The 20,394-nt window shown below is 42.9% G+C and carries 13 protein-coding genes and 3 pseudogenes; 11 read left to right on the plus strand and 5 right to left on the minus strand.

Annotated elements, in window-relative coordinates; all coding sequences use genetic code 11:
- Positions 1 to 45: 45 nt before the first annotated feature.
- Complete coding sequence (locus BQ7480_RS06635) at positions 46 to 735, minus strand: Crp/Fnr family transcriptional regulator (protein ID WP_072532061.1); 690 nt, start codon at positions 733 to 735, stop codon at positions 46 to 48.
- A gap of 407 nt (positions 736 to 1,142) precedes the next feature.
- Here BQ7480_RS06635 and BQ7480_RS06640 point away from each other — a divergent pair, with 407 nt between their 5' ends.
- The 6 genes and pseudogenes from BQ7480_RS06640 to BQ7480_RS06665 form a co-directional block, all read left to right on the plus strand.
- A complete protein-coding gene (locus tag BQ7480_RS06640; protein WP_072542227.1) occupies positions 1,143 to 1,658 on the plus strand; it encodes a pyridoxamine 5'-phosphate oxidase family protein in 516 nt (171 codons plus the stop codon).
- A 14-nt stretch (positions 1,659 to 1,672) separates the two neighbouring features.
- Positions 1,673 to 2,821 carry an aspartate aminotransferase family protein gene (locus BQ7480_RS06645; protein WP_072542228.1) on the plus strand — a complete coding sequence of 383 codons (1,149 nt, stop codon included), beginning with the start codon at positions 1,673 to 1,675 and terminating at the stop codon, positions 2,819 to 2,821.
- A complete protein-coding gene (gene thiD, locus BQ7480_RS06650; protein WP_072530490.1) occupies positions 2,814 to 3,686 on the plus strand; it encodes a bifunctional hydroxymethylpyrimidine kinase/phosphomethylpyrimidine kinase in 873 nt (290 codons plus the stop codon). Before BQ7480_RS06645 ends, thiD begins: the two co-directional genes overlap by 8 nt.
- Positions 3,687 to 3,777: 91 nt before the next feature.
- Positions 3,778 to 4,488, plus strand: a complete 711-nt coding sequence (locus BQ7480_RS06655) for a hemerythrin domain-containing protein (protein ID WP_072542229.1) — start codon at positions 3,778 to 3,780, stop codon at positions 4,486 to 4,488.
- Positions 4,489 to 4,527: 39 nt separating this feature from the next.
- The gene (locus BQ7480_RS06660; RefSeq protein WP_072530493.1) at positions 4,528 to 5,031 is read left to right on the plus strand and encodes an HD domain-containing protein; all 504 of its coding nucleotides are present in this window, start codon (positions 4,528 to 4,530) and stop codon (positions 5,029 to 5,031) included.
- 126 nt (positions 5,032 to 5,157) lie between these two features.
- Positions 5,158 to 5,538: pseudogene (locus BQ7480_RS06665) on the plus strand (MATE family efflux transporter); the annotation flags it as partial.
- 85 nt (positions 5,539 to 5,623) lie between these two features.
- Here the strand turns inward: BQ7480_RS06665 and istB are convergent.
- Together istB and istA are read right to left on the minus strand one after the other, a co-directional pair.
- Entirely contained in the window at positions 5,624 to 6,379 is a 756-nt protein-coding gene (istB, locus tag BQ7480_RS06670; protein WP_072541451.1) for an IS21-like element helper ATPase IstB, read from the minus strand.
- Between the two features lie 29 nt (positions 6,380 to 6,408).
- Positions 6,409 to 7,971 (minus strand): IS21 family transposase, encoded by a 1,563-nt coding sequence (gene istA, locus BQ7480_RS06675; protein WP_072541450.1) that lies wholly within the window; start codon positions 7,969 to 7,971, stop codon positions 6,409 to 6,411.
- A gap of 394 nt (positions 7,972 to 8,365) precedes the next feature.
- Between istA and BQ7480_RS06680 the strand changes: the two are divergent.
- Positions 8,366 to 9,331: pseudogene (locus BQ7480_RS06680) on the plus strand (MATE family efflux transporter); the annotation flags it as partial.
- 703 nt (positions 9,332 to 10,034) lie between these two features.
- A complete protein-coding gene (locus BQ7480_RS06685; protein ID WP_072542231.1) occupies positions 10,035 to 11,708 on the plus strand; it encodes a fimbrillin family protein in 1,674 nt (557 codons plus the stop codon).
- Positions 11,709 to 12,165: 457 nt separating this feature from the next.
- Here BQ7480_RS06685 and BQ7480_RS06690 read toward each other — a convergent pair whose 3' ends face one another.
- On the minus strand, positions 12,166 to 14,067 hold the full coding sequence (locus tag BQ7480_RS06690) for a TlpA family protein disulfide reductase (RefSeq protein WP_072542232.1): 1,902 nt from the start codon (positions 14,065 to 14,067) through the stop codon (positions 12,166 to 12,168).
- A gap of 230 nt (positions 14,068 to 14,297) precedes the next feature.
- On the opposite strand from BQ7480_RS06690, the pseudogene BQ7480_RS06695 reads away from it, so the two are divergent.
- Both BQ7480_RS06695 and BQ7480_RS06700 read left to right on the plus strand, forming a co-directional pair.
- Positions 14,298 to 17,036 (plus strand): annotated as a pseudogene (locus BQ7480_RS06695) (TonB-dependent receptor).
- A gap of 21 nt (positions 17,037 to 17,057) precedes the next feature.
- Positions 17,058 to 18,947 (plus strand): choice-of-anchor J domain-containing protein, encoded by a 1,890-nt coding sequence (locus tag BQ7480_RS06700; RefSeq protein ID WP_072542233.1) that lies wholly within the window; start codon positions 17,058 to 17,060, stop codon positions 18,945 to 18,947.
- A 111-nt stretch (positions 18,948 to 19,058) separates the two neighbouring features.
- Here the strand turns inward: BQ7480_RS06700 and BQ7480_RS06705 are convergent, their stop codons facing one another.
- Positions 19,059 to 19,397, minus strand: a complete 339-nt coding sequence (locus BQ7480_RS06705; RefSeq protein WP_072542234.1) for a hypothetical protein — start codon at positions 19,395 to 19,397, stop codon at positions 19,059 to 19,061.
- A gap of 205 nt (positions 19,398 to 19,602) precedes the next feature.
- On the opposite strand from BQ7480_RS06705, the gene BQ7480_RS06710 reads away from it, so the two are divergent.
- Positions 19,603 to 20,364, plus strand: coding sequence for a helix-turn-helix transcriptional regulator (locus BQ7480_RS06710; protein ID WP_072542235.1), 762 nt, complete (start codon positions 19,603 to 19,605; stop codon positions 20,362 to 20,364).
- The last annotated feature ends 30 nt before the right edge of the window (positions 20,365 to 20,394 follow it).

The raw sequence follows: 20,394 nt of genomic DNA on the forward strand, positions 1-20,394 counted from the left end.
AGCTATTTGTCAGGTCTTCTATTATAATTGAAATTAATCTTGATATTATATGGGCCTTTTAATTTTAGCCAAGTTTAATTCTATGTTACCATTAGGTATTCTTTTTATTAATCCTTCCTTTTCCATTTTATTGAATTCAGTTGATAATGCAGGTCTTGTAACATTCAAATATTCAGCCAGCTGCGTTAAAGTATGAGGCATCTTAATGATATTAGAGTCTTTAGCCTGCTTTTTAAACAGATATACTAGGATACGTTCTCTAATTGTTTTTCTGGATAAAACATCCAAACGTACAGTTGTACATATATTACATTTTCCGGATACACAAAGAAAACTTCTTAAAATATCAGGACATTCACTGATGAGACGGAATGTGGAATCCTTTGTAGCTGTCAGAAGTATAGATTCTTCAATCGTTTTAAATGTTGCGGGGAATCTGTTGTCTTCTTTAAACAAATGAGGAGTTGCAAATGCACGTGGGGCCACAATATTTTCGATTAGAACCTCATTGCCATTTGCATCAATAATATTGACCTCTAATTCTCCTTTTAATAAGATATATAGCCTGGAACAGGCTTCTCCTTGTTCTGCAATTATTTCATTATTTTGAATCTTGAATAAATTAAAATCAAGTTCCTGAATGAGTCTCTTTTTTAATATAGTATTTAAATCACGGAATAGTGGTATTGAGAATAATATATCTTTATAATAGTCATTAAATTCAATTGTCTCCATAATCTTATTCTTTTTGAAAATGTACAAAGTTAGTATTTTCTGCCGACATTATGAAACTTTATCCGGACTAATATCCAATCTGATTATCAGATTACTGAGGATTATGTGAACATAGTGTTTTATTCATAGATGAAGTTTCATGTATGTATATTATATGCTTTTCAAAAGTTTAGATTTGAAATATTCGCTGAATAAAACATACAGTTAAGAATGAAAATGTATTGGATTGATTATTTCATCAGGTATTTTCTCTAATAAATATCAATGGTGTCATTTTTATTACATCGTATTTTTTTCATCTAAGGTAATTTTGTCGTATAGTTATAGAATATTTTATACCTAGGTAATAGAACAGAGGTTGTTCTTACCTGTAAATTAGGCAAATATTTAAGCATATTTAGAACTTTATGAGAAAAGTAAGTAGGGAAATGGACAGCAACTGGGCATTGGAAATAATGCGCAAAGCTCCATATATAACGGTTAGTTTTACAAGACCGGACGGTACTGCATATGGAGTACCATTATCTTTGGCCAGTAATGGTGATGATATTTGGTATTTTCATTGTGCTCCAGAAGGTGATAAACTTGATGCTATAGCAGTAAATCCAGAAGTATGTCTTTCTGCTGTTACAAAATGCCAACCTACGGTTGGTCCTAAAGATGGAACTTTCACTCTTCAGTACCGTTCGGCTATTGCATTTGGAAAAGCTGAGGTTGTTACTGATAATGAAGAAAAGATTTTGGCATTGAGATTAATTAGCCAACGCTTTCTGCCAAAACACATGGACGCTTTTGAGGAAGCAGTTAAAAGAAGCCTTCATCGTACAGCTGTAGTCAAAGTAACCTTGTCGTCTCCTCCAACAGGCAAGCGTAAACAATACGATAAGAATGGCGATGAAATGAAGTATGGAAGGATGGAGTAGTAAAATATTAGATTATGAATTTGTTTGATGTTTATTCTATATTCCCTATAAATATTGTTAGGGGTTCTGGTTGTTATGTTTACGATGACAACGGTAATTCATATTTGGATTTTTATGGTGGACATGCTGTAATATCAATAGGGCATTCTCATCCGTACCTTGTAAAATGTATGTATGAGCAGATGCAGAATCTGATGTTTTACTCTAACTCAGTAGTTAATAAACTTCAGGAGAAGCTTGCATATGAATTGGGGGAAATCTCCGGGTATTCTGATTATAGTGCATTTTTTGTAAATTCTGGAGCTGAGGCAAATGAGAATGCCCTTAAACTAGCCTCGTTCCATACCGGAAAGAAAAAGGTGATAGCATTCAGAAACTCTTTTCATGGTCGTACATCAGCAGCAGTAGAGGTAACAGACAATCCTTTGATCACAGCTCCTCTTAATTGCAATGATAATGTATATTTTTCAGGAATGGATATAGCTGAGGTGGAAAGTGTATTGCGTAGTGGAGATGTTTGTGCTGTAATAATAGAAGGTATTTCTGGGGTTGGTGGAATAAGAGTTCCAGAGGATGATTTTCTTAAAGAATTGCGTAAGCTGACTATACAATATGGCGCAATTCTAATTATGGATGAAATACAGTCTGGCTACGGGCGTACAGGAAAGTTCTTTGCTCATCAATGGAGTGGCATTAAACCGGATATCATTACTGTAGCCAAAGGTATAGCCAACGGCTTTCCATTTTCAGGTGTTCTGATAAGTGACGTTTTCAAACCTCGTAAGGGAATGCTTGGAACTACATTTGGCGGTAATCATCTTGGGTGTGCTGCTGCATTGTCGGTGATACAGGTCATGAAAACTGAAAACCTGATAGAAAATGCAAATAATGTGGGAGATTATTTCATACACAAACTGCGTTCTATTGAATCGCCATTAATCACTGATGTTAGAGGACGTGGGCTAATGATAGGAGTTGAGTTTGCCATATCTGTGTCAAAGATCCGAGAGATGCTTCTGTTCAATCACCATATCTTTACCGGATATTCTGGTAGGAATATTCTGAGAATATTGCCTCCATTATGTATTACAAAGTCGGAAGTTGATTATTTCATTGATAAGTTAGTATGTTGTTTGGATAAATTAGGATGTAAGAATGATTAAGGAAGGAAAGGTCCCTTACAGGGTTTTTGTTATAGCAGGTAGTGAACCTCTTGGCTCTGCAGGGATACAGGCAGATGTCAAGGCAATATCTGCATGTGGAGGATACGCTGCAGGGGCTATCACATGTGTTGTTGATGAAGATACAGAGCATGTAAAGGATGTTTGTTTAATACCTGTTGATATGGTAGTGTCTCAAATACAGTCTTTTATGGAGGATGTCGAGGCCGACTGTATTAAGACTGGAATGCTGTATTCGAAAGATTTGGTATTGAAAGTCTCTGAGACGATAAAAAACTATGCTGGTATACCGTTGGTGGTAGATCCTGTTATGGTTAGTTCCTCGGGTGATCAACTTCTTGAAGATGAAGCTATTTTTTGTTATAAAAAGAAACTGATGCCACTAGCCACTATCATTACACCTAATATGCGAGAGGCAGAGATTCTACTCGGGCGAAAATTGAATATACATGGGATTCTAGACGACTTGAAGGAACTTTCTATTTGGGGTAATTCTGTGATAATAAAATCTGTGCCATATAAAGATAAACTTGCAGATTATTTTTATTGTCCACAAAATGGTGATTTTAGGGAATATATTAAACCTATAATTAAAACAAAGAATGTGAATGGAACGGGTGATATGTTCGCATCATCTATTGCTACTTATTTAGCAAGAGGATGGAATATTATTGATGCAATAGATAAATCTGAAGATTTTATTCATAAGGCCATAAGTTATGGAGCAAAATTTTCTTTCGGGACAGGTTTTGGGCCGGTTTTTCCATTCTACAAGAATTATACTAAATTACAGAAAGAAAATCTCAGATATAGAATGAATATCTCTCAAGACAGAAATAATAGGTGATATATTGTTTGATGTTATTAATTATCTAGAGTGTGAAATCTTGATATATAAAATGATTATTGCATAATATTTTAAAATAGATATTGATTTTATGGAACTTAGATGTAAGAAAGTAAAGGATATTGTCTTAGAAAACTCTGCAAGTGCGTCTGTTTTCTTCAGATATGGGATAGACTATTGCAATGGAAATATGAGTTTGGAAGATTTATCTGGAGAAAATAGCGCTAATATAGATGAAGTCCTCCACGATTTGGAAAATATATCACATCAGGGAACACCATTTTATTTATGGCCTTTAGATTTGCTTTTAGATTATATTATAAAGTATCATCACAGGAATACAAAGGAAAAAGGGGCTTATCTTCTTTCTATGATTGAGAATGTGAAGGACAATTATGGAATGGAATATCCTGAATTAAATGAATTGTTTAATCAGGTTAAGTTGTCAATGCACGACTTGGAATCGCATTTTCAGAAAGAAGAGAGTGTGTTATTCCCATATTTGTATGAATTGTTCGATGCTTCACATAATGAAGAATATATAGAGACTATGCATTGTGGAACAATTTCAAATCCTATCAGAGTAATGACAATGGAGCATGAAAATGAAAGGATGCGCTATATGCATTTGAGAAAGATTACAAACGGTTTTAGAGTACCGGATGAAAATCTTTGTATAAATTATGAACAGATGATGGTTGAACTGGAAACGTTTGTAGAGGATTTATTTGAGCATATATTCATTGAAAATAATATTCTATTTCCTCAATTTGAGAGATTGGAGAGAGAATGGGTAAGATGATTAATTATGACGTAAATCCTATTTTTACAGAATGAAATTATGAATACAACACATTTGCAGCTAATTTCCTCTATGATAGAATACTATCGGGGTGATGCTAAACGAATACAACATTTTATCAAAGTATATAATTTTGCTTCATTGCTTGGAAGACAAGAACAATTGGACGAAGAAACTCTTTTTATTCTTGAAACAGCAGCAATTGTTCATGATATTGGCATACGTATATGTGAACAGAAGTATGGAGTTTGTGATGGAAAACACCAGGAACTTGAAGGTCCGGCAGAAGCGGAGAAACTCTTGATAAAAACAGGTAATTATACATGTGAACAGATAGAACGGGTTTGTTGGTTAGTCGGTCATCATCACACATATACAAATATCAGTGGAATAGATTATCAGTTGCTTGTTGAAGCAGACTTTCTTGTTAATATATTCGAGGATGGATTCTCTGCTGAAATGATTGAGAATGTAAGAAATAAGATATTTAGAACACAATCAGGAATACAATGTTTAGAAGATATGTATTTGAAAGCTAACTGATTTTATGATATAGCTTGAGAATACTGTTTTTATATTGTAGTAAGATCTAAATGAAGGAATCCCCTGTCTGGGGGATTTTTTTATTTAGTAGTCATTTTTAAGTATATAAATTCTGGTATGTTGAAAATAGCAAGTAATAGAGATATGACATCTGGATCTCCATTGACTGTTTTGATTAATTTTACAGTCCCTCTTTTGTTGGGCAATCTTCTCCAGCAGACATACTCTATAGTTGATGCAGTAATAGTTGGTAAATTTTTAGGTATAAACTCTCTTGCGGCTGTTGGTGCAGGTACTTCTGTGATAACCCTTATATTGGGATTTTGTACAGGCTGTTGTTGTGGTTTTGGAATCCCTATGGCTCAGAAATTTGGTGCACATGATTATTTGACATTGCGTAGATATATTTTTATTAGTCTGAAGATTTCAGCAGTAATGTCTATAATGATTGCCATAATAACAAGCCTGTTGTGCTCGGATATATTGGGTTGGATGAAAACTCCTGAAAAGTGCTGAAAACGGTTGATATCCGTTCACCCAAAACGGTGATATCCGTTCACTTTTCATACTCTTTACCTATGGCGATGCAAATTTATTGATTTTCGTCTGTAACGTTGCAGTTTTGATGTCTTTTTTGACGTAAACTGCTGCCTTGTAGCTCGAAGCGCACACTTGTGTGTACCAACCTGTCTAATATTGCATCAGCTGCAGTCGTGTTGCCTTTCATCACATCGTACCAGTTGGCAACCGGCAGTTGTGATATGATGATCGTAGCTTTTTGTCCATGGCGGTCTTCTATAATCTCCATAAAGTCAAGTAACTGTTGTCCGTCAAGAACTTTCATGCCGAAGTCGTCCAGTATAAGCAGGTCAGTCTGTGCCAGCTTGGCGAAGAAACGATGCAGGGTACTGGATATACGGGCAAGGCTTATTTCCTCGAAGAGCCTGTACAGGTTATAATAAGCAACCTTATATCCGTTCATGCAGGCCTGATGACCAAACGCTGTACCCAACCAGCTTTTACCGGTACCGGCAGCACCCGTAATAAGTATGGATACCCCGTTTTTCACATAGTCACAAGTGGCGAGATTAAGCACTTTCTGCTTGTCCACGCCACGCTTGCTGTCATAGATAACTTCGCTTATGGATGCCTGATAACGGAAGTGTGCTTTTTTTATCAGACGGGCATTCCGGCTTTGATTCCGGTTATCCAGTTCAGCCTGTATAAGCAGTTGCAGACCGTCTTTCAAGGAGAGCGACTCTGCCTGTCGCGTCTCCTGCATGGTAGCCCAGTAATGGGCCATTCCAGGCATCTTAAGGTTTCTTAGAGCATTGATAATTTCATCCATCGTTATTTGTTTTGAGTGTTAGAAGTCTGTCATTTGAACTGTGATTTTCCACGGATATTACAGTGCTGCGGAGGAGCAAAGGAAGATGAAGGCTGCCCTACACCGGCACACTTGCTCTCTACCAGCGAACGGATAAAGCGGTAGCTGCATCTGTCTACATCCAAGGCTGTCTCGCAGGCTTTCTGGAAGACGGCCGGATCACTGCTCCTTTGCAGGTTTAGAAGCCCGTCGCAGGTCTTGTAATGAGTCTCCGGAGGCATTGTGGAAGAATAAAATATGCGGCGGATTACATCTCCAAGTATGCCGGATGCACGCTCGGCACGCTCTATGTATGATTTTGCGCTCATCCCTCTGTATTCCAGGGAGTTGCTTGCAAGATGCTCCTTTACGATAGTATACTTTCCCCTGTTGTAATCACGTAGGTGAGTGGCTACAAGCTCACCGTCCACATATACTTTTACCAGTGTGCGTGTATATGCGACATGTGCGGTTTTGGATATATACTGATACGGTACTGTATAATAGTGCTGGTCACGTCCAAGATAGATACAGCAGTTGGTTGACACCTTCAAATCGGTATATGACACAATCTCAAAATCTCTGTCAGGCAGTGGCATAAGATTTGGCTTGTCTACGGCAAGGAACCGTTCCTCACGCGTGTAAGGATGCTTTTGCATGCGTTTCTGGTTGTGCGCTTTCATTTTGAGTGAGGCTGCCCGGTTAAGCTCTTCCAGTGAATGGAAGGTTTCATTGCGGAGTTCGGCAAACACACGCATATAGACAAGCCTCACGGTCCCTTCCACGTTGCTTTTATCTTTTGGGTGTGCGGGACGTGCCGGTATGATGACCGTGCCATAATGATTGGCCATATCCTCCATTACACGGTTAAGCGAAGGCTCATATCTGTCTGTCTTGACAACGGCAGCTTTAAGGTTGTCAGGGACAAGCATCTTTGGTACGCCGCCAAGATGTTTCAGGCACTGCGTTATGGCATATACAAAGTCTTCTGTACGCTGTGAACGTACGAAGAGGATATAACCGTAGTCGCTTGCAGGCAGAGTGGCTACAAAAGCCTGACACTGGACGACCTCACCGGTTTCCATGTCAACGTATCCCATAGTATCACCGGCAAAATCGAGGAAAAGCTTTTCGCCGCCCGTACGCATGTCGGCAAGTATGGTGGATGGCGACTCCTTCCTGGCCTCTGTGTTCTGATTGTAATGAAAACGGAACTGTGTCAGGCTGTAGTGGTCATCCGGATGCTCATTACGGTATTCCTCCCAAAGCAGCTTCAGCGTGACATGCTTGCGCTTCATCTCCTCCTGAAGATATGGAAGAAGGGCTTTGAATGTTTCAAAACGCTTGTCGCTATATGCAGGATTGCCGCCCTTGAGACGGTGCTCAAGAATGGGATCATCCAACCTGATAAGTTCATCAAGGCTCAGGCTGTCAGCGTTGACCTTGTTCATGTAGTTGTTCACTGTCTCCTTGTTCATGCCGATTATATCGGCAGCCTTGCGGTTGGAGATTCCGCTCTTCTTTAGTAGAAGAAGTTGTTTGATCTGGCTCATATTCTTACTTTTTCCTGCCATAGTCGTATTGTATGAAGATTGTTTTCTGCATACAAGATACGGGAAAAGAGTAGCAAGTGAACGGACATGCTCCGTTTTTTATGCAGGCATTGTCGTTTCTGTGAGAAGGTGAACGGATATGCTCCGTTTTTCGAATGTAAACAACTGATTATTGTATCATTACATTCTTATCTCTGAACGGATATACTCCGATTTCTGTATACTAAAACGGACATTTTATCGTAATCCAAAACCACTGAACGGATATGCTCCGTTTTTTATGGCGTTTTGTGGCGTTTTTAGCTGAAATGAACGGATATACTCCGTTTTTCAGGCACTTTTCAAGGCCAATTTAGCGGTAAAACTGGATGGATTAAGCCGTTCAGAGTGGGTGGGGATGCTCCGTTTTCGGCATGAAAAGATAATGAATAAAGCTTATATATATTTGCTCATTACATTTTTGGGTATTCCATTTACTTTCTTCTATAATCTTTTTTCAAGTATTCTACGTGCTATTGGAGATAGTAGAACACCTTTTTTGTTTTTGGCTTTATCAACTCTGATAAATATATTATTGGATTTATTGACTATTCTCTTATTGGATTGGGGTGTAACTGGTGCAGCTATTGCAACGGTGCTTTCACAAGGAATATCAGCCTTACTTTGTTATATATACATTTACAGAAAGTATGATATACTTAAGGGTTCCAAACACGATAAAAAATTTGATTTAAGAATTGCAAGGCAGTTATTGTATATAGGTATTCCTATGGGACTGCAGGTTTCAATAATAGCTATAGGGATGATTATGCTGCAAAGTGCCAATAATTTTCTTGGAACTGTTTATATTGCTGCATATACTTCCGCAATGAGAATTAAAATATTTTTTGTCTGTTTGCTTGAAAGTCTTGGTATAGCTATGGCTACTTATAGTGGACAGAACTATGGTGCCGGAAAACCTGAAAGAATATGGTTAGGAATAAAATCAGCTTTAAAAATAGTAATAGTATATGTTTTAATATTGAATATAATTGTTTGGAGTTTCTCAAAAGAATTGGTTCTGTTGTTTATTGATTCCTCAGAGATTGATGTTATTGAGAATGCAGCTTTGTTCATAAGGATTTCTGCAATATTCTTTATTGTATTGGGAGTTTCATTTATATTCAGATATACTATCCAAGGGGTAGGTTATACTCGACTGGCTTTGTTTTCCGGAATATCAGAAATGCTGGCAAGGACATTTGTTAGTGTTTTTGCAGTCCCCATATTCAAATTCTGGGCTATTTGTTTTGGAGACCCCATTGCTTGGACGTTTGCTGTATTATTTCTTTTACCTGCATTTAAGTTTGTTAATAGAAAATCGTTGTTAATAAATAACTGAATTTTATATCCATTATACGGAACAAGTATTGTCTATTATAAAAAGCATAAACAATACTTAATTCCGTATATCCTTATTTATAGGTAGTGTTTCATTCAGTGTGTCTGAAATGAGTCTTCAGATCTTTTAGATGCTCCTTTTTGAATAGGATTGCTTAGCTTTATTTCTGTATATTTGTGGATTGTGGGAATAATACAAACACAATATGATTACTAGAAAATTTATAAAAGTCTCTGTATAAAAAATAATAAGAAATATAGCAATCAGAGAATAAAAGTAAAGCTTTTCAACGTCTGAAAAAACGCAAGGACGTTTTACTTGAAACGCAAGTACATTTTGATTAAAACGCAAGTGCGTTTCATGGCAAACGCACTTGCGTTTTTTTTATACGGATAAACGCTTGAAAATGAAGGAAGAAAGGATGTCTTCATTTTGAAATGGCCTCTTTTTTCATTTCTGGGCGGAAGCTGAATCCAATTCTGTAAAACTGACTTATGATTTTTCATCGCCTGTGTGTGTCGATGTCTCCGTACGAATGTGATGAGGTATTTCTGCCGGGAGGTTGCAGCGTTTAGTGGCAGCCGTTCGGGGAAATCTCCTAATTAATATTAAAATCTGGAGTCGGGCAAAATCCTTTTCAGGCTTTTCTTGTTGTATATTCATACAAACTAGACTTAAATTACATACTCTTTAATTTAACCGAATGAAAAAAATCTTCTTTCTCGCCACTTTGGTGAATGTGGCTTTGTGGACGCTTTGTATGACTTCGTGTAACAGGAATCTGCCGGAGAGCGGCACGGAACAACCGCCAGCCGGCAGGGTGGACTGGGATATGCTGCTGGAGGGCTCGCGGGCCGCGATGAAAGCCGACGGGAGTGGCCGTTTTGAGGAAGGAGATACGGTGGTGGTGTATGCCCGCAATGTGAAGGACGGACGCACACAGCACTACACGCTTCGGTTGTCGAACGGGAAGTGGATGCCCGAGCTGTACTGGGCGGAAGTGGGAGAGGATGTGGAGTTTACAGCTTGGCACGTGGCTCCTGCGCTTCGTCTGCATCAGGGCAGTCAGTCTTCCTCCGATTATTCCCATACGCTGGCTGCCGACCAGCAGGAAGTGGGATACCGCCGTTCGGATTTGCTGCGGGCACAGGCTCGTGTGCAGATGGGCGGGAAAGTGCAGCTGCATTTCAAGCATGCGCTTCATCGGCTGCGTCTGGTGCTGGAAAGCAAGGATGCATCGTATTCCAAAGAACAGTTGCAGCAGGCGGAAGTGAAGGTATATACGCCTTGCCAGCTTCCGTTCAGCCTGTCCGATGGGATGCTGAAGCTCCCGTCTGATTATCAATGGGTGAAGATGGCCCGTCAGACCGATGGGGCGTGGGTGGCGTTGGTATGCCCGCAGGAAACAAAGGCGTTGCTTGCTGAGGAGTGGATTCACATCCGTATCGACGGGCAGGACGTCGCTGTGAAAGTGCCCGAGACGGTCGACGGAAAGCCGTTCGAACGTTTGGAGGCAGGGAAGGAAACAGTGTATCGGCTGAACCTGCAAAAGGGAAACACACCGGATGCCTTTGCGGGAACCACCCGCTGGGTGTATGGAGTGAAGGAGCCTGCCGAAGGGCAATGGGAGGAAGACCGTACCCAGCTGCCTTGGACGGAGGGCTGTGGATGGTTCGACTGCAACAAGGTGAATCCTTCGGACGTGTCGGCCCGTGGCGACGGACTGATGTGTTGGGCGGCGGCCACTTCGAACCTGATTCACTGGTGGCTCCAGCAGAACAACGAAACGGAGGCTGTGAAAGCCTACAAGGGACCGAAGGCGGTGCCTGCCGACATGCTGCGCAGCGAGGTCTTCCAGCTGTTCAAGAACCGTTTCCCCAATCGGGGGGACTATCCGCTGAAGGCCATCAATTGGTTCTTCAATGGGGTGTTCCATCGGAAGCTGTATGACACTGACCAGCCGGACTCTCATGCCGGATTCTTCCGTACGCAGCTGGGTTCCCATTCGCTGGGCGCGGAATACGTGGGCATGGATTTGATGCGCGACCGCTTCAATGCGATTATCAAGCAGGCATTGTCTTCGCAGCAGGGCATCTTGTTTATTGTGAATATCGGAAGAGCCTGGTCTACCCATGCCGTAACGCTATGGGGGGTGAAGTTCGATGAGAACGGGCTGATTGATACCCTTTACATGGTAGACAACAACGATGGTCGTTATGATACGCGGGGTACCATCCGGGAGATGAAGGTGCAGTACCTTCCATACTCCAGCACGAATCCGGATTTGTATCCTTATGTGCCCAACAGCTTGGGAAATTTCACTATCCGCATTGAGTCGCTCTGCACCTTGAGTCTGGGGCGGGAGTGGATAAAGTAGGGTAGAGAGCATCCAATGAAGAATAATAACCTTATATAATCAACTACCATGAAAAAGAAAATAATGATTTTATTGATAGGTTTGGGCGTATCATTGCTAGTCTCTTCGTGTTCAACCATTTTGGACATAATATTGAGGAGTAACCAATGTATATATCCTGATTGTACGGAACAGGCAACCGACGGTTCTGCTTATTGTTCCCGTCATAAACCTTATTATTTTAGATAAATCCACGAGGCTCCTGTTTTTATGGTTGAAAGTGAGTAAGGTTGTTTTTGTGTGTTGAAACTGCTTTCAAGGCGGATGGCCCTTTCTCTGGTCCAGTCCGCTCACTCACCTCCTTTATACGGAATAGTCGAAAAAAAGCCAACCCATTCACCTTGTTTTGTGTGCGAATGGATTGGCTTTTTTCGGCTATTTACGGCATGTGCCGCTTTTGTCTTCGAGACACTTGAGGTTATTCAATCATTTTCTTCAAGGTATCCTTCATGACTTCGTGGTTGCGTAAATCGTTGCGGAGCTGATAGTGTCCGGACTTGTCCACCAGCACATACGAAGGAATACCGTCAATCTTGAATTGTTCGCAGAGATACTTCCATTGCTCGTCGTTCAGGCGGAAATGTTTCCCCTTGATGTTTGGAATCGCCTGCTTGTAAGCGACGAGGGGAGACGTTTCGTTGGCAAGGTAAATCCATACCAGGTTGTCGCTCTTCAGTTCCTGCTCCTTCAGTGGCTCGTTGGCACGGATGGACATGCGGCAAGGCCCGCACCAGGTGTTCCAGAAATCCACCAGGATGACTTTTCCCTTGTAGGGTACGATGAGGGCTTCGAAGAGCTTGTCCACAGGCACGTCTGGTGTCTTCTCGATGACGGCTTTTCCCTCTACCGCTTTGAGGGCGGCCTGTGCGTTTTCCTGCATCTTCAGAATCGCATCCCGGTAGAACGGGTTGTGTACGCCTTCAAGCGTGTGCCGGTCGGCCTCTGTCAGTGAGATATTCGCGGCTTTCTGTACCAAGGGAAAGACCCGTTGCAGGTCTTCGGCGAAGGTGCCTTTCAGTCCCGCTTCCTCGGGCCAGGCAATGAGTGGGTTGGAGAAACAAGAAGCATAGTACATGATATTTTCTCCCATCAGCAGTTGCTCGTCGGCGATAGGGAAGAGCTTGCACAATGCGGCACGGTTTTTGGCCGTCAGCGAGTCAATCTTCAGGTCCAGCGGTTTGTTGCGGTCCCACTGGTTGTGTATCATCCGGTAATTATAGGTACGGAGGGCGTCGCCTTGCGCCATGGCTTCCACTGCTTCCTGTTTCAATTTCAGCAGGGCCAGTTCTTTGCCCACCGGTGGCAGGCTGCTTTGTGCGATACTGTCGGAGAGTGACTGGTAAAGTTGGACGACATGCTGGGTATATTCGGCGGCCGTCATCTTGTAGTCGGCAAATTCCCTTGAATAAAGCTCCATGCTATAAGGTGTATCCGGATACAGTGCGGGAGAGGTCAGTCCAGCGTATGTGCCTGTGGCGTAGCATGCCGGCGTACTCTTGAAGGGAGGAAGTTGCTTCTCCTGCGTCCGGCGGTCCATGAGCATCTGTCCGCTTTGGTGCATGTCGATATACAAGTCAATTTCTTCGCCTGGAGCCAGCCAGAACTTGTTTACTCCTATTCCTGCAAGAGCAAAAGCCTGTGCGGAACCGTACTGCCAGAACTTGAATTCAGCCTCTCCCGTGTCTGCATTGATGGGGGCGGTGTAAGACTGCTGGCCGTTCAGCAGGGTATTGACATAGAGATTCACTTCCTTTGCCAGTTCTTTCCGGTAGCCCGAAAGATGGACGTGCACCACGGTCTCGCCCATTTTGAACAGGGGAGCGGGAAGGGAAGAAGGTACGGCCTCGTTCGCACGGATGACTTCGGCCGGGATGTCGGACGGCAGGGTGGCTTCCGTTTTTCCCGTCAGGTCGATGCCGAACAGCTTGAAACAATCGTCGCAATCGGATTCGATGAAGTCGAACGAGCGTGTGTCGCGGGGGAGGGGTTCAAAGCTCAGCCGGAAGGAGGCTTCTCCCGTTTCGGGCATCCAGAAGAGAGAATCGGCTTCAATGCCCTGCGTGCCTTTCAAGGCATATTTCTTGCCGTCGGCTTGCAGGTAAGATTCGGAACTGATTTTAATCCAGTAGTGCGGACGGAAATAGGCGTCCGTATAGAGCACCGTGGCCGTGTCGCTCAGTTCCACTTTCGCAATGTCGAGCGTCATGGTATTGGCCGACTCGATGAAGGGGTTCTCTACGCTTCTGGGAACAGGCGTGTTTGCTGCGGTGGCCAGCCATGCGGTGGCGGCCAATGCCAGTAGGGTCATTTTATTTTTCATGTAGGTTCAGGTTTAATTGTTTGTGTAAATATAAGGAAAGCTTTGTTCTGGGAAAAGAAAAACGTTAAAAATGTAAGGGAGACATATACAAATTGATAAAGAAAAGTTTTGTCTTTCTTGAAAAATCTTGTGTATATATAATATTTATTTGAATTATATTCGTTATCTTTGCACTAAGAAACATTTATTAATGTTCAATTAACACTATTCTTTTAACTAAAAACAGAATTATGAAAAGAAACCTAATTCATTTCCTGTTGATGGCTGTGATGGCTGTATGCAGTGTGTCTGCTTTTGCTCAGACTACTACAGTGAAAGGTCAGCTTGTTGACTCAGAGACGGGCGAACCTTTGGTCGGTGCCGCCGTTATAGTGGAAGGTCTGTCACAAGGTTCAGTGACCGACATTGACGGCTACTTCAAGCAAAGTGTGGCTGCGAATTCTACATTGGTATTCAAGTATGTAGGCTACAAAGACCTGAAGCAGAAGATTACCCGGAAGGACGCTTCTGTCGATTTGGGCGTGATTAAAATGCAGCCTGATGCCGTGATGTTGAACGATGTCGTCGTTACTTCTTCGGTGGCCATTGCCCGTAAAACTCCGGTGGCTGTATCAACAGTGGCGCCGGTGTTCATTGAAGAGAAACTCGGGACAAAGGAGTTTCCGGAAATTCTGAAGTCCACGCCTGGAGTCTACGCCACCAAACAGGGAGGAGGTTTCGGTGATTCTCGTATCAATATGCGCGGTTTTGAGTCGGAGAACATTGCGGTGATGATAAACGGTGTGCCGATGAACGACATGGAATGGGGTGGCGTTTATTGGTCCAACTGGGCCGGACTTTCTGACGTGACCCGCAGCATGCAGACGCAGCGTGGTTTGGGAGCCTCCAAAGTGTCGGCTCCTTCAGTAGGTGGTTCTATCAATATTGTGACCAATTCGGTAGAGGCCAAAAAAGGGGGTTCCGTCTCTTATGCGATGGGAAATGACGGATACAATAAAATCATGTTCAATGTGTCGACAGGTATGAGCAAGTCGGGATGGGCCTTGACACTGCTGGGTGCCAAGACTTGGGCTGACGGATATATTCAGGGTACGGAATATGAAGCTTACAACTGGTTCATCAACATTGCAAAGCGTATCAATGACAATCATCAGCTGTCGTTTACGGCTTTCGGAGCTCCCCAGTGGCATAACCAGCGCAACAACAACGACTGACTGACCATCGAAGGCTGGCAGACACTTGCCAAGAAATATATGAACGGGGACAGTCCATATAAGTATAACCCTACTTATGGCTATGGCTTGAATGGGGAAAGAAAAACGTCTGCCCGCAATGCCTATCATAAACCTCAGCTTTCATTGAACCATTTGTGGCAGATTGATGAAAAGTCATCTTTGAGTACAGCGCTTTATGCTTCTATCGGTAATGGATATGGATATGCCGGACAAGGACTGGAATCGACCGACCGGAGTAACTGGTACGGTGCTTCTTATGGTACGTTGAATACGACTTTCCGTCACGAGGATGGAACGTTTGCTTACGACGAGGTTTATAAACTGAATCAGGAAAGCGAGAACGGTTCCAAAATGGCCATGTCAAAGTCTTACAACAAACATACCTGGCTTGGTTTGCTTTCTACTTATACAACGAAATTCGGTAAGAATATCGACTTTTATGGGGGTGTAGACTTCCGTTATTATAAAGGTGTACATACCAATGAACTTTGCGACCTGTATGGAGGCGACTATTTTGTGGACTCTTCTTCTCGCCAGAATGTGCTGGTGGCCAACAATGCCGCTGCGGCTGCCGGCAGTGCTTTCGTCAATCAGAAGCTGCAGGTAGGTGATGTGGTTTATCGCGATTACGATGGATATACGGTGCAGGAAGGGGTCTTTGCACAGGCTGAATACAATAAGGATAAGCTGAGTGCGTTTGTGGCCGGTTCTATTTCAAATACGGGTTACTGGCGTTACGACCGCTTCTACTATGATGCGGCTCATGCAAAATCAGAAACTGTCAACTTCTTGGGATGGACAGTGAAAGGTGGTTTGAACTACAACCTGACTGAAAATCACAACCTGTTTGCCAATGTCGGTTACATCAGCCGTGCTCCTTTCTTCTCGGGAGGCGCTTTCCTGCAGTCTACTACAAGTAACCTGACCAACCCGGATGCGGTGAATGAGAAAGTGTTCTCGGCGGAACTGGGTTATGGCTTCCGTTCCAAATTCCTGACGGCAAACCTGAACCTGTATCACACCAAGTGGATGAACAAGACCATGAGCCGTGGTATCGATTTGAAAAATGAGGAAGGTGTTTTTGTAGACCGTATCAGCATCAACATGAGTGGAGTCAATGCGATTCATCAGGGTGTGGAATTGGATTTCGTGGCGAAACCGTTCAACTGGCTGGATGTGCGTGGTATGTTCTCTATGGGTTTCTGGCGTTGGGACTGTGATGCCAAGGGTTATTTCTATGATTCTACCGGACAGCCTGTAAAGAGCTGGACAAACCAGGGACAGATTACACATGCTTCCGGCATTCAGGCCGAAGACCATGCTTCGATGACCATCCATCTGAATGGTACGAAAGTGGGTAACTCGGCTCAGACTACTGCGGCTCTGGGACTGGATGCCAAGATTACTAAAGACCTGAGCGTGGGTGTGGACTGGAACTATTATGGCCGGAACTATGCGGAATGGTCGTTCAACTCCAATGATTTGGTGGCCAACGGAGAGAAGTCGTATGACGATCCATGGAAGATGCCGGATGCAAATGTTTTCGACTTGAGCGCCAGATATCGTTTCAACATCGGAAAAATCAGTGCGACACTTTATGGTAACATCGACAATGTATTCAATCAGGAATATATCACGGATGCCGTTGACGGTGCTTCACACACCTGGAAGGATGCCCGTGTGTTCTACGCATGGGGCCGTACTTACAGCGTGAGACTGAAACTTAATTTTTAATCTCTAAAGTTGGTGGAATTTATGAAAAGAAACTATATAATCCCCGCAATGGCATCGTTGCTTATGTTAGGGGCCTGCGGTTATAATGAAGATAACTTTGAGGGACTGGACGAAATGACCCGCCCTACCAATGTCTTTAAGAAAGACTATACTCTGACGGATGCAGATTATGCAACAATTGCCAACAACAGTACCAACAAGGCGCTTGCCGAAGCTGCCGGCCTTTCCGGCGAACTGTCGGCACTGAAGACCTCACTGACCTTTACAGATGAATTGCCGGGCACGGAATATATTCCTGCTTTTCTGGCGGCTACCTGGTATACAGGGGATGACGGTTCTGCAATCAAGGTTACTTATAACCAGCGGAGGGCATCTACTGCTACGGAGAAGGCGCTTAATGCAGCCTCTATCTATAGTGTCAGCAATGAGGACTATGAAACGGCATGGGGTGGTGCCAAGAATTCGTTCTTCACTCCTTCGGAAAGTGCTTCCAAGCATGTACCGGATATCTTGAAAGCAAATTATCCGGCTGCTGCGGAAGGAGACATGGTACTGGTGGACTACAATTATTCGGAACAGGAACCGAGCGGGAACGCTCCGGCTCTGAGCGAGGGTTTCGACGGACAGACGAACGGTGAGAATGTGGCCATTGACGGATGGCACAATGTGACAACCGTAGGTACGTATGCCTGGCAGGCCAAATCGTACAGTGGCAATCTCTACATACAGCAGAGTGCCTTTAAGCATGACGGTGAGTTGGAGTCTTATATGATTACGCCGGCTGTGGCCATCGAATCGGGGATGAGACTTACTTTTGATGCTTGTTATGGAAATTATAAGGCAGAGGGTGGCCGTCTGTCAGTGCTCTACAGTGAGAATCTGAAAGATTTTACGAAAGAAGCCATTGCTGCCGCTACGTGGACAGACATCACGTCTGCCGTGAACATACCGGTTCCCGATGGAACTTATGGTACATTGGCTAATGTATGTGACTATGATCTTTCTACCTTGGCCGGCAAGAAAGTTTGTTTTGCATTCCGTTACAACGGCAATTCAAAGAATGCTACGACTACTGTGCAACTTGACAATGTGGTAGTGAAAAAGGCGGCAGGTACCAGCGATTTGAAATCGACTCAAGTGAGTGACCTCTTCCAGTTCAATGGAACCGACTGGAAACTGTTTACCGGCGCTCTTTCTTTGGATGCGGCAGACTATAAGGCTATGGGAAGCAACTATGGAAACTTGGACAGCTCCATGGCTCCCGACAATTATTTGCCTGTTTACCTGTCACAACGCTATCCTTATGCACAGGAAGAAGATCAGTATACGGTGGCCTACAAGTACTATGACGGAAAGAGTAACAGTGTGAAATGTGCTACTTATATGATGCAGGCTGGCAAATGGGTCACTACTACAGTGCAGGTACTCACTAATCAGTTTGTGCTGACAAATGGCAAGTGGAACTATGACCCCAGCACGGTAATCGATTTGCCGGTAGAGAAGGGAAATGCAGAAGTATCTGCTTTCTATCAGGCAATCACAGATTGGGTAAAGGAAAATTATCCTAAATATGTCACAGGGTATGGCAACAATGATTATTATTATGGTGGCTCAGCTTATCAGAATAATTTTGACTTCCGTGTGAGCGCATGGAAAGGCCAAGGTACTTACAATGACATGAGTGATACCGACATTGAGAAACTGATGTGGGAGCGTCTGCCGGAAGCTTTCCCGCATGCGTTGGAAGCTCTTTACGGTTCTGTCACTCCGGTGGACGGCATCGACGTGATTTATACGATTAATTTTGGAATTTACGATGGTAGTGCGACGGTAACCTGGACAATTCAGTACAAGGTGGTAGCTGCCGGTAAATTTGAATATGTGGCCGAATCCTTGAAGAAAGTGGAATGACCTTTTTGATGTGATAAATGATGAGGGGCTGTCTCAGTTCAATAGAATTGTAATTGAGACAGCCCTGTTTTATATGGAGCCAAGTCTTTTTTGTCGCCATTTTACAGATTTCTATCTATTCAGAATAGGTGAAAGCGGATAGATGTATTTGTTGTATGCTTTCAGTTTCTTCATATCCACCCGGTTGTCCGAATACGGGTTGCTCTTCTCGTCATGGAAGAAGATGTCTGTTATGTTTTTCTTTTGGACAATACGCTCCCCGCACAGTGGAATATCCTCCACGTCAAAATCCTCCAGCGGAAGCATTTCCAATCTGCCGGGAAGATGGTTGTCAAGCTCGTTCATGTTGTAGTTGAAAAGAGTAAAGCCCTTATGTTTGAAGTCAAGACGTATGCCATACGGACGCCCTGTCAGAAAGGCATCCGCTGCTTTTGCCATATAATTTTCCATGATTGTTTGATGTAAAAGTCATGCAAAATTAAGGCTTTAGGAAAGCAGAAACAAACTTTATTGAATAAAGTAAACTTGACATTTTATATACCATGAAATTCATATGATAAACTCAGGTTATTTTTCCGGATTTGAATAAAAAACAGTCATTTACCACATGCTCCAGAAATATTTCCCTAATTTTGTGGGCAAAACGCAATCAGTTATGCAAAAGGATATAAAAAGCTTTTTTCATCCCGTCAATCCACAAATGAACATTCCCGACTGCGAATACGACAGGACCGGACTCTGTATTGCTATGGCTAAGGCTCTGGCACGCAATACAAATCACAGTCTGTATATCATAGACTATAACCGCAAGAACTTCCTTTACGTATCGTCCAACCCGCTTTTCCTCTGCGGTCATTCACCGGAAGATGTGCAACAGAAAGGTTATGCCTTTTATTTTGATGTCGTTCCGTCTGACGAAATAAACCGTCTTATGGAAATCAACGAAGCCGGATTCCGGTTCTACTATGACCAGCCTATAGAAAAAAGACTTGACTTGTCCATCGAGTATAACTTTCATATCCGCACATCAGAAAAGCATTCGCACCTTATCCACCACAAACTGACACCTGCCTTGCTGAGTGACAAAGGGGATATTTGGCTGGCTCTATGTACAGTTTCACTGTCACCGGAGAAAACTATCGGAGATGTAGTTATTTCAGACCATACATGTACTGACAGGTATTTCTACTCGTTCGAGGGAAGACGATGGAGAAAACAGTCTGAACTGATTCTTTCCGACCGTGAAAAAGAGATTCTCCAGCTCTCCGTCAAAGGAATGTCGAACACGGAGATTGGAGAAACTCTCTTCATTGATGCCAATACTGTCAAGTTTCACAAGAAGAAACTCTTCGAGAAACTACACGCAGAAAACATCACTGAGGCCGTGGGTATCGCAGCTAATATGAGGCTGATTTAGGAAGACGATATAGAACTTCGGCAGAGTGGC

The sequence above is a fragment of the Bacteroides mediterraneensis genome, from assembly GCF_900128455.1.
Lineage (GTDB): Bacteria > Bacteroidota > Bacteroidia > Bacteroidales > Bacteroidaceae > Phocaeicola > Phocaeicola mediterraneensis.

Excerpts from the sequence above, each read along its gene's own strand:
- BQ7480_RS06640 (WP_072542227.1), top strand. The coding sequence starts at position 1,143 with ATGAGAAAAGTAAGTAGGGAAATGGACAGCAACTGGGCATTGGAAATA.
- BQ7480_RS06685 (WP_072542231.1), top strand. The coding sequence starts at position 10,035 with ATGAAAAAAATCTTCTTTCTCGCCACTTTGGTGAATGTGGCTTTGTGG.
- BQ7480_RS06645 (WP_072542228.1), top strand. The coding sequence starts at position 1,673 with ATGAATTTGTTTGATGTTTATTCTATATTCCCTATAAATATTGTTAGG.
- BQ7480_RS06660 (WP_072530493.1), top strand. The coding sequence starts at position 4,528 with ATGAATACAACACATTTGCAGCTAATTTCCTCTATGATAGAATACTAT.
- BQ7480_RS06705 (WP_072542234.1), bottom strand. The coding sequence starts at position 19,397 with ATGGAAAATTATATGGCAAAAGCAGCGGATGCCTTTCTGACAGGGCGT.
- BQ7480_RS06690 (WP_072542232.1), bottom strand. The coding sequence starts at position 14,067 with ATGAAAAATAAAATGACCCTACTGGCATTGGCCGCCACCGCATGGCTG.
- BQ7480_RS06710 (WP_072542235.1), top strand. The coding sequence starts at position 19,603 with ATGCAAAAGGATATAAAAAGCTTTTTTCATCCCGTCAATCCACAAATG.
- BQ7480_RS06655 (WP_072542229.1), top strand. The coding sequence starts at position 3,778 with ATGGAACTTAGATGTAAGAAAGTAAAGGATATTGTCTTAGAAAACTCT.
- thiD (WP_072530490.1), top strand. The coding sequence starts at position 2,814 with ATGATTAAGGAAGGAAAGGTCCCTTACAGGGTTTTTGTTATAGCAGGT.
- istA (WP_072541450.1), bottom strand. The coding sequence starts at position 7,971 with ATGGCAGGAAAAAGTAAGAATATGAGCCAGATCAAACAACTTCTTCTA.
- BQ7480_RS06635 (WP_072532061.1), bottom strand. The coding sequence starts at position 735 with ATGGAGACAATTGAATTTAATGACTATTATAAAGATATATTATTCTCA.
- BQ7480_RS06700 (WP_072542233.1), top strand. The coding sequence starts at position 17,058 with ATGAAAAGAAACTATATAATCCCCGCAATGGCATCGTTGCTTATGTTA.
- istB (WP_072541451.1), bottom strand. The coding sequence starts at position 6,379 with ATGGATGAAATTATCAATGCTCTAAGAAACCTTAAGATGCCTGGAATG.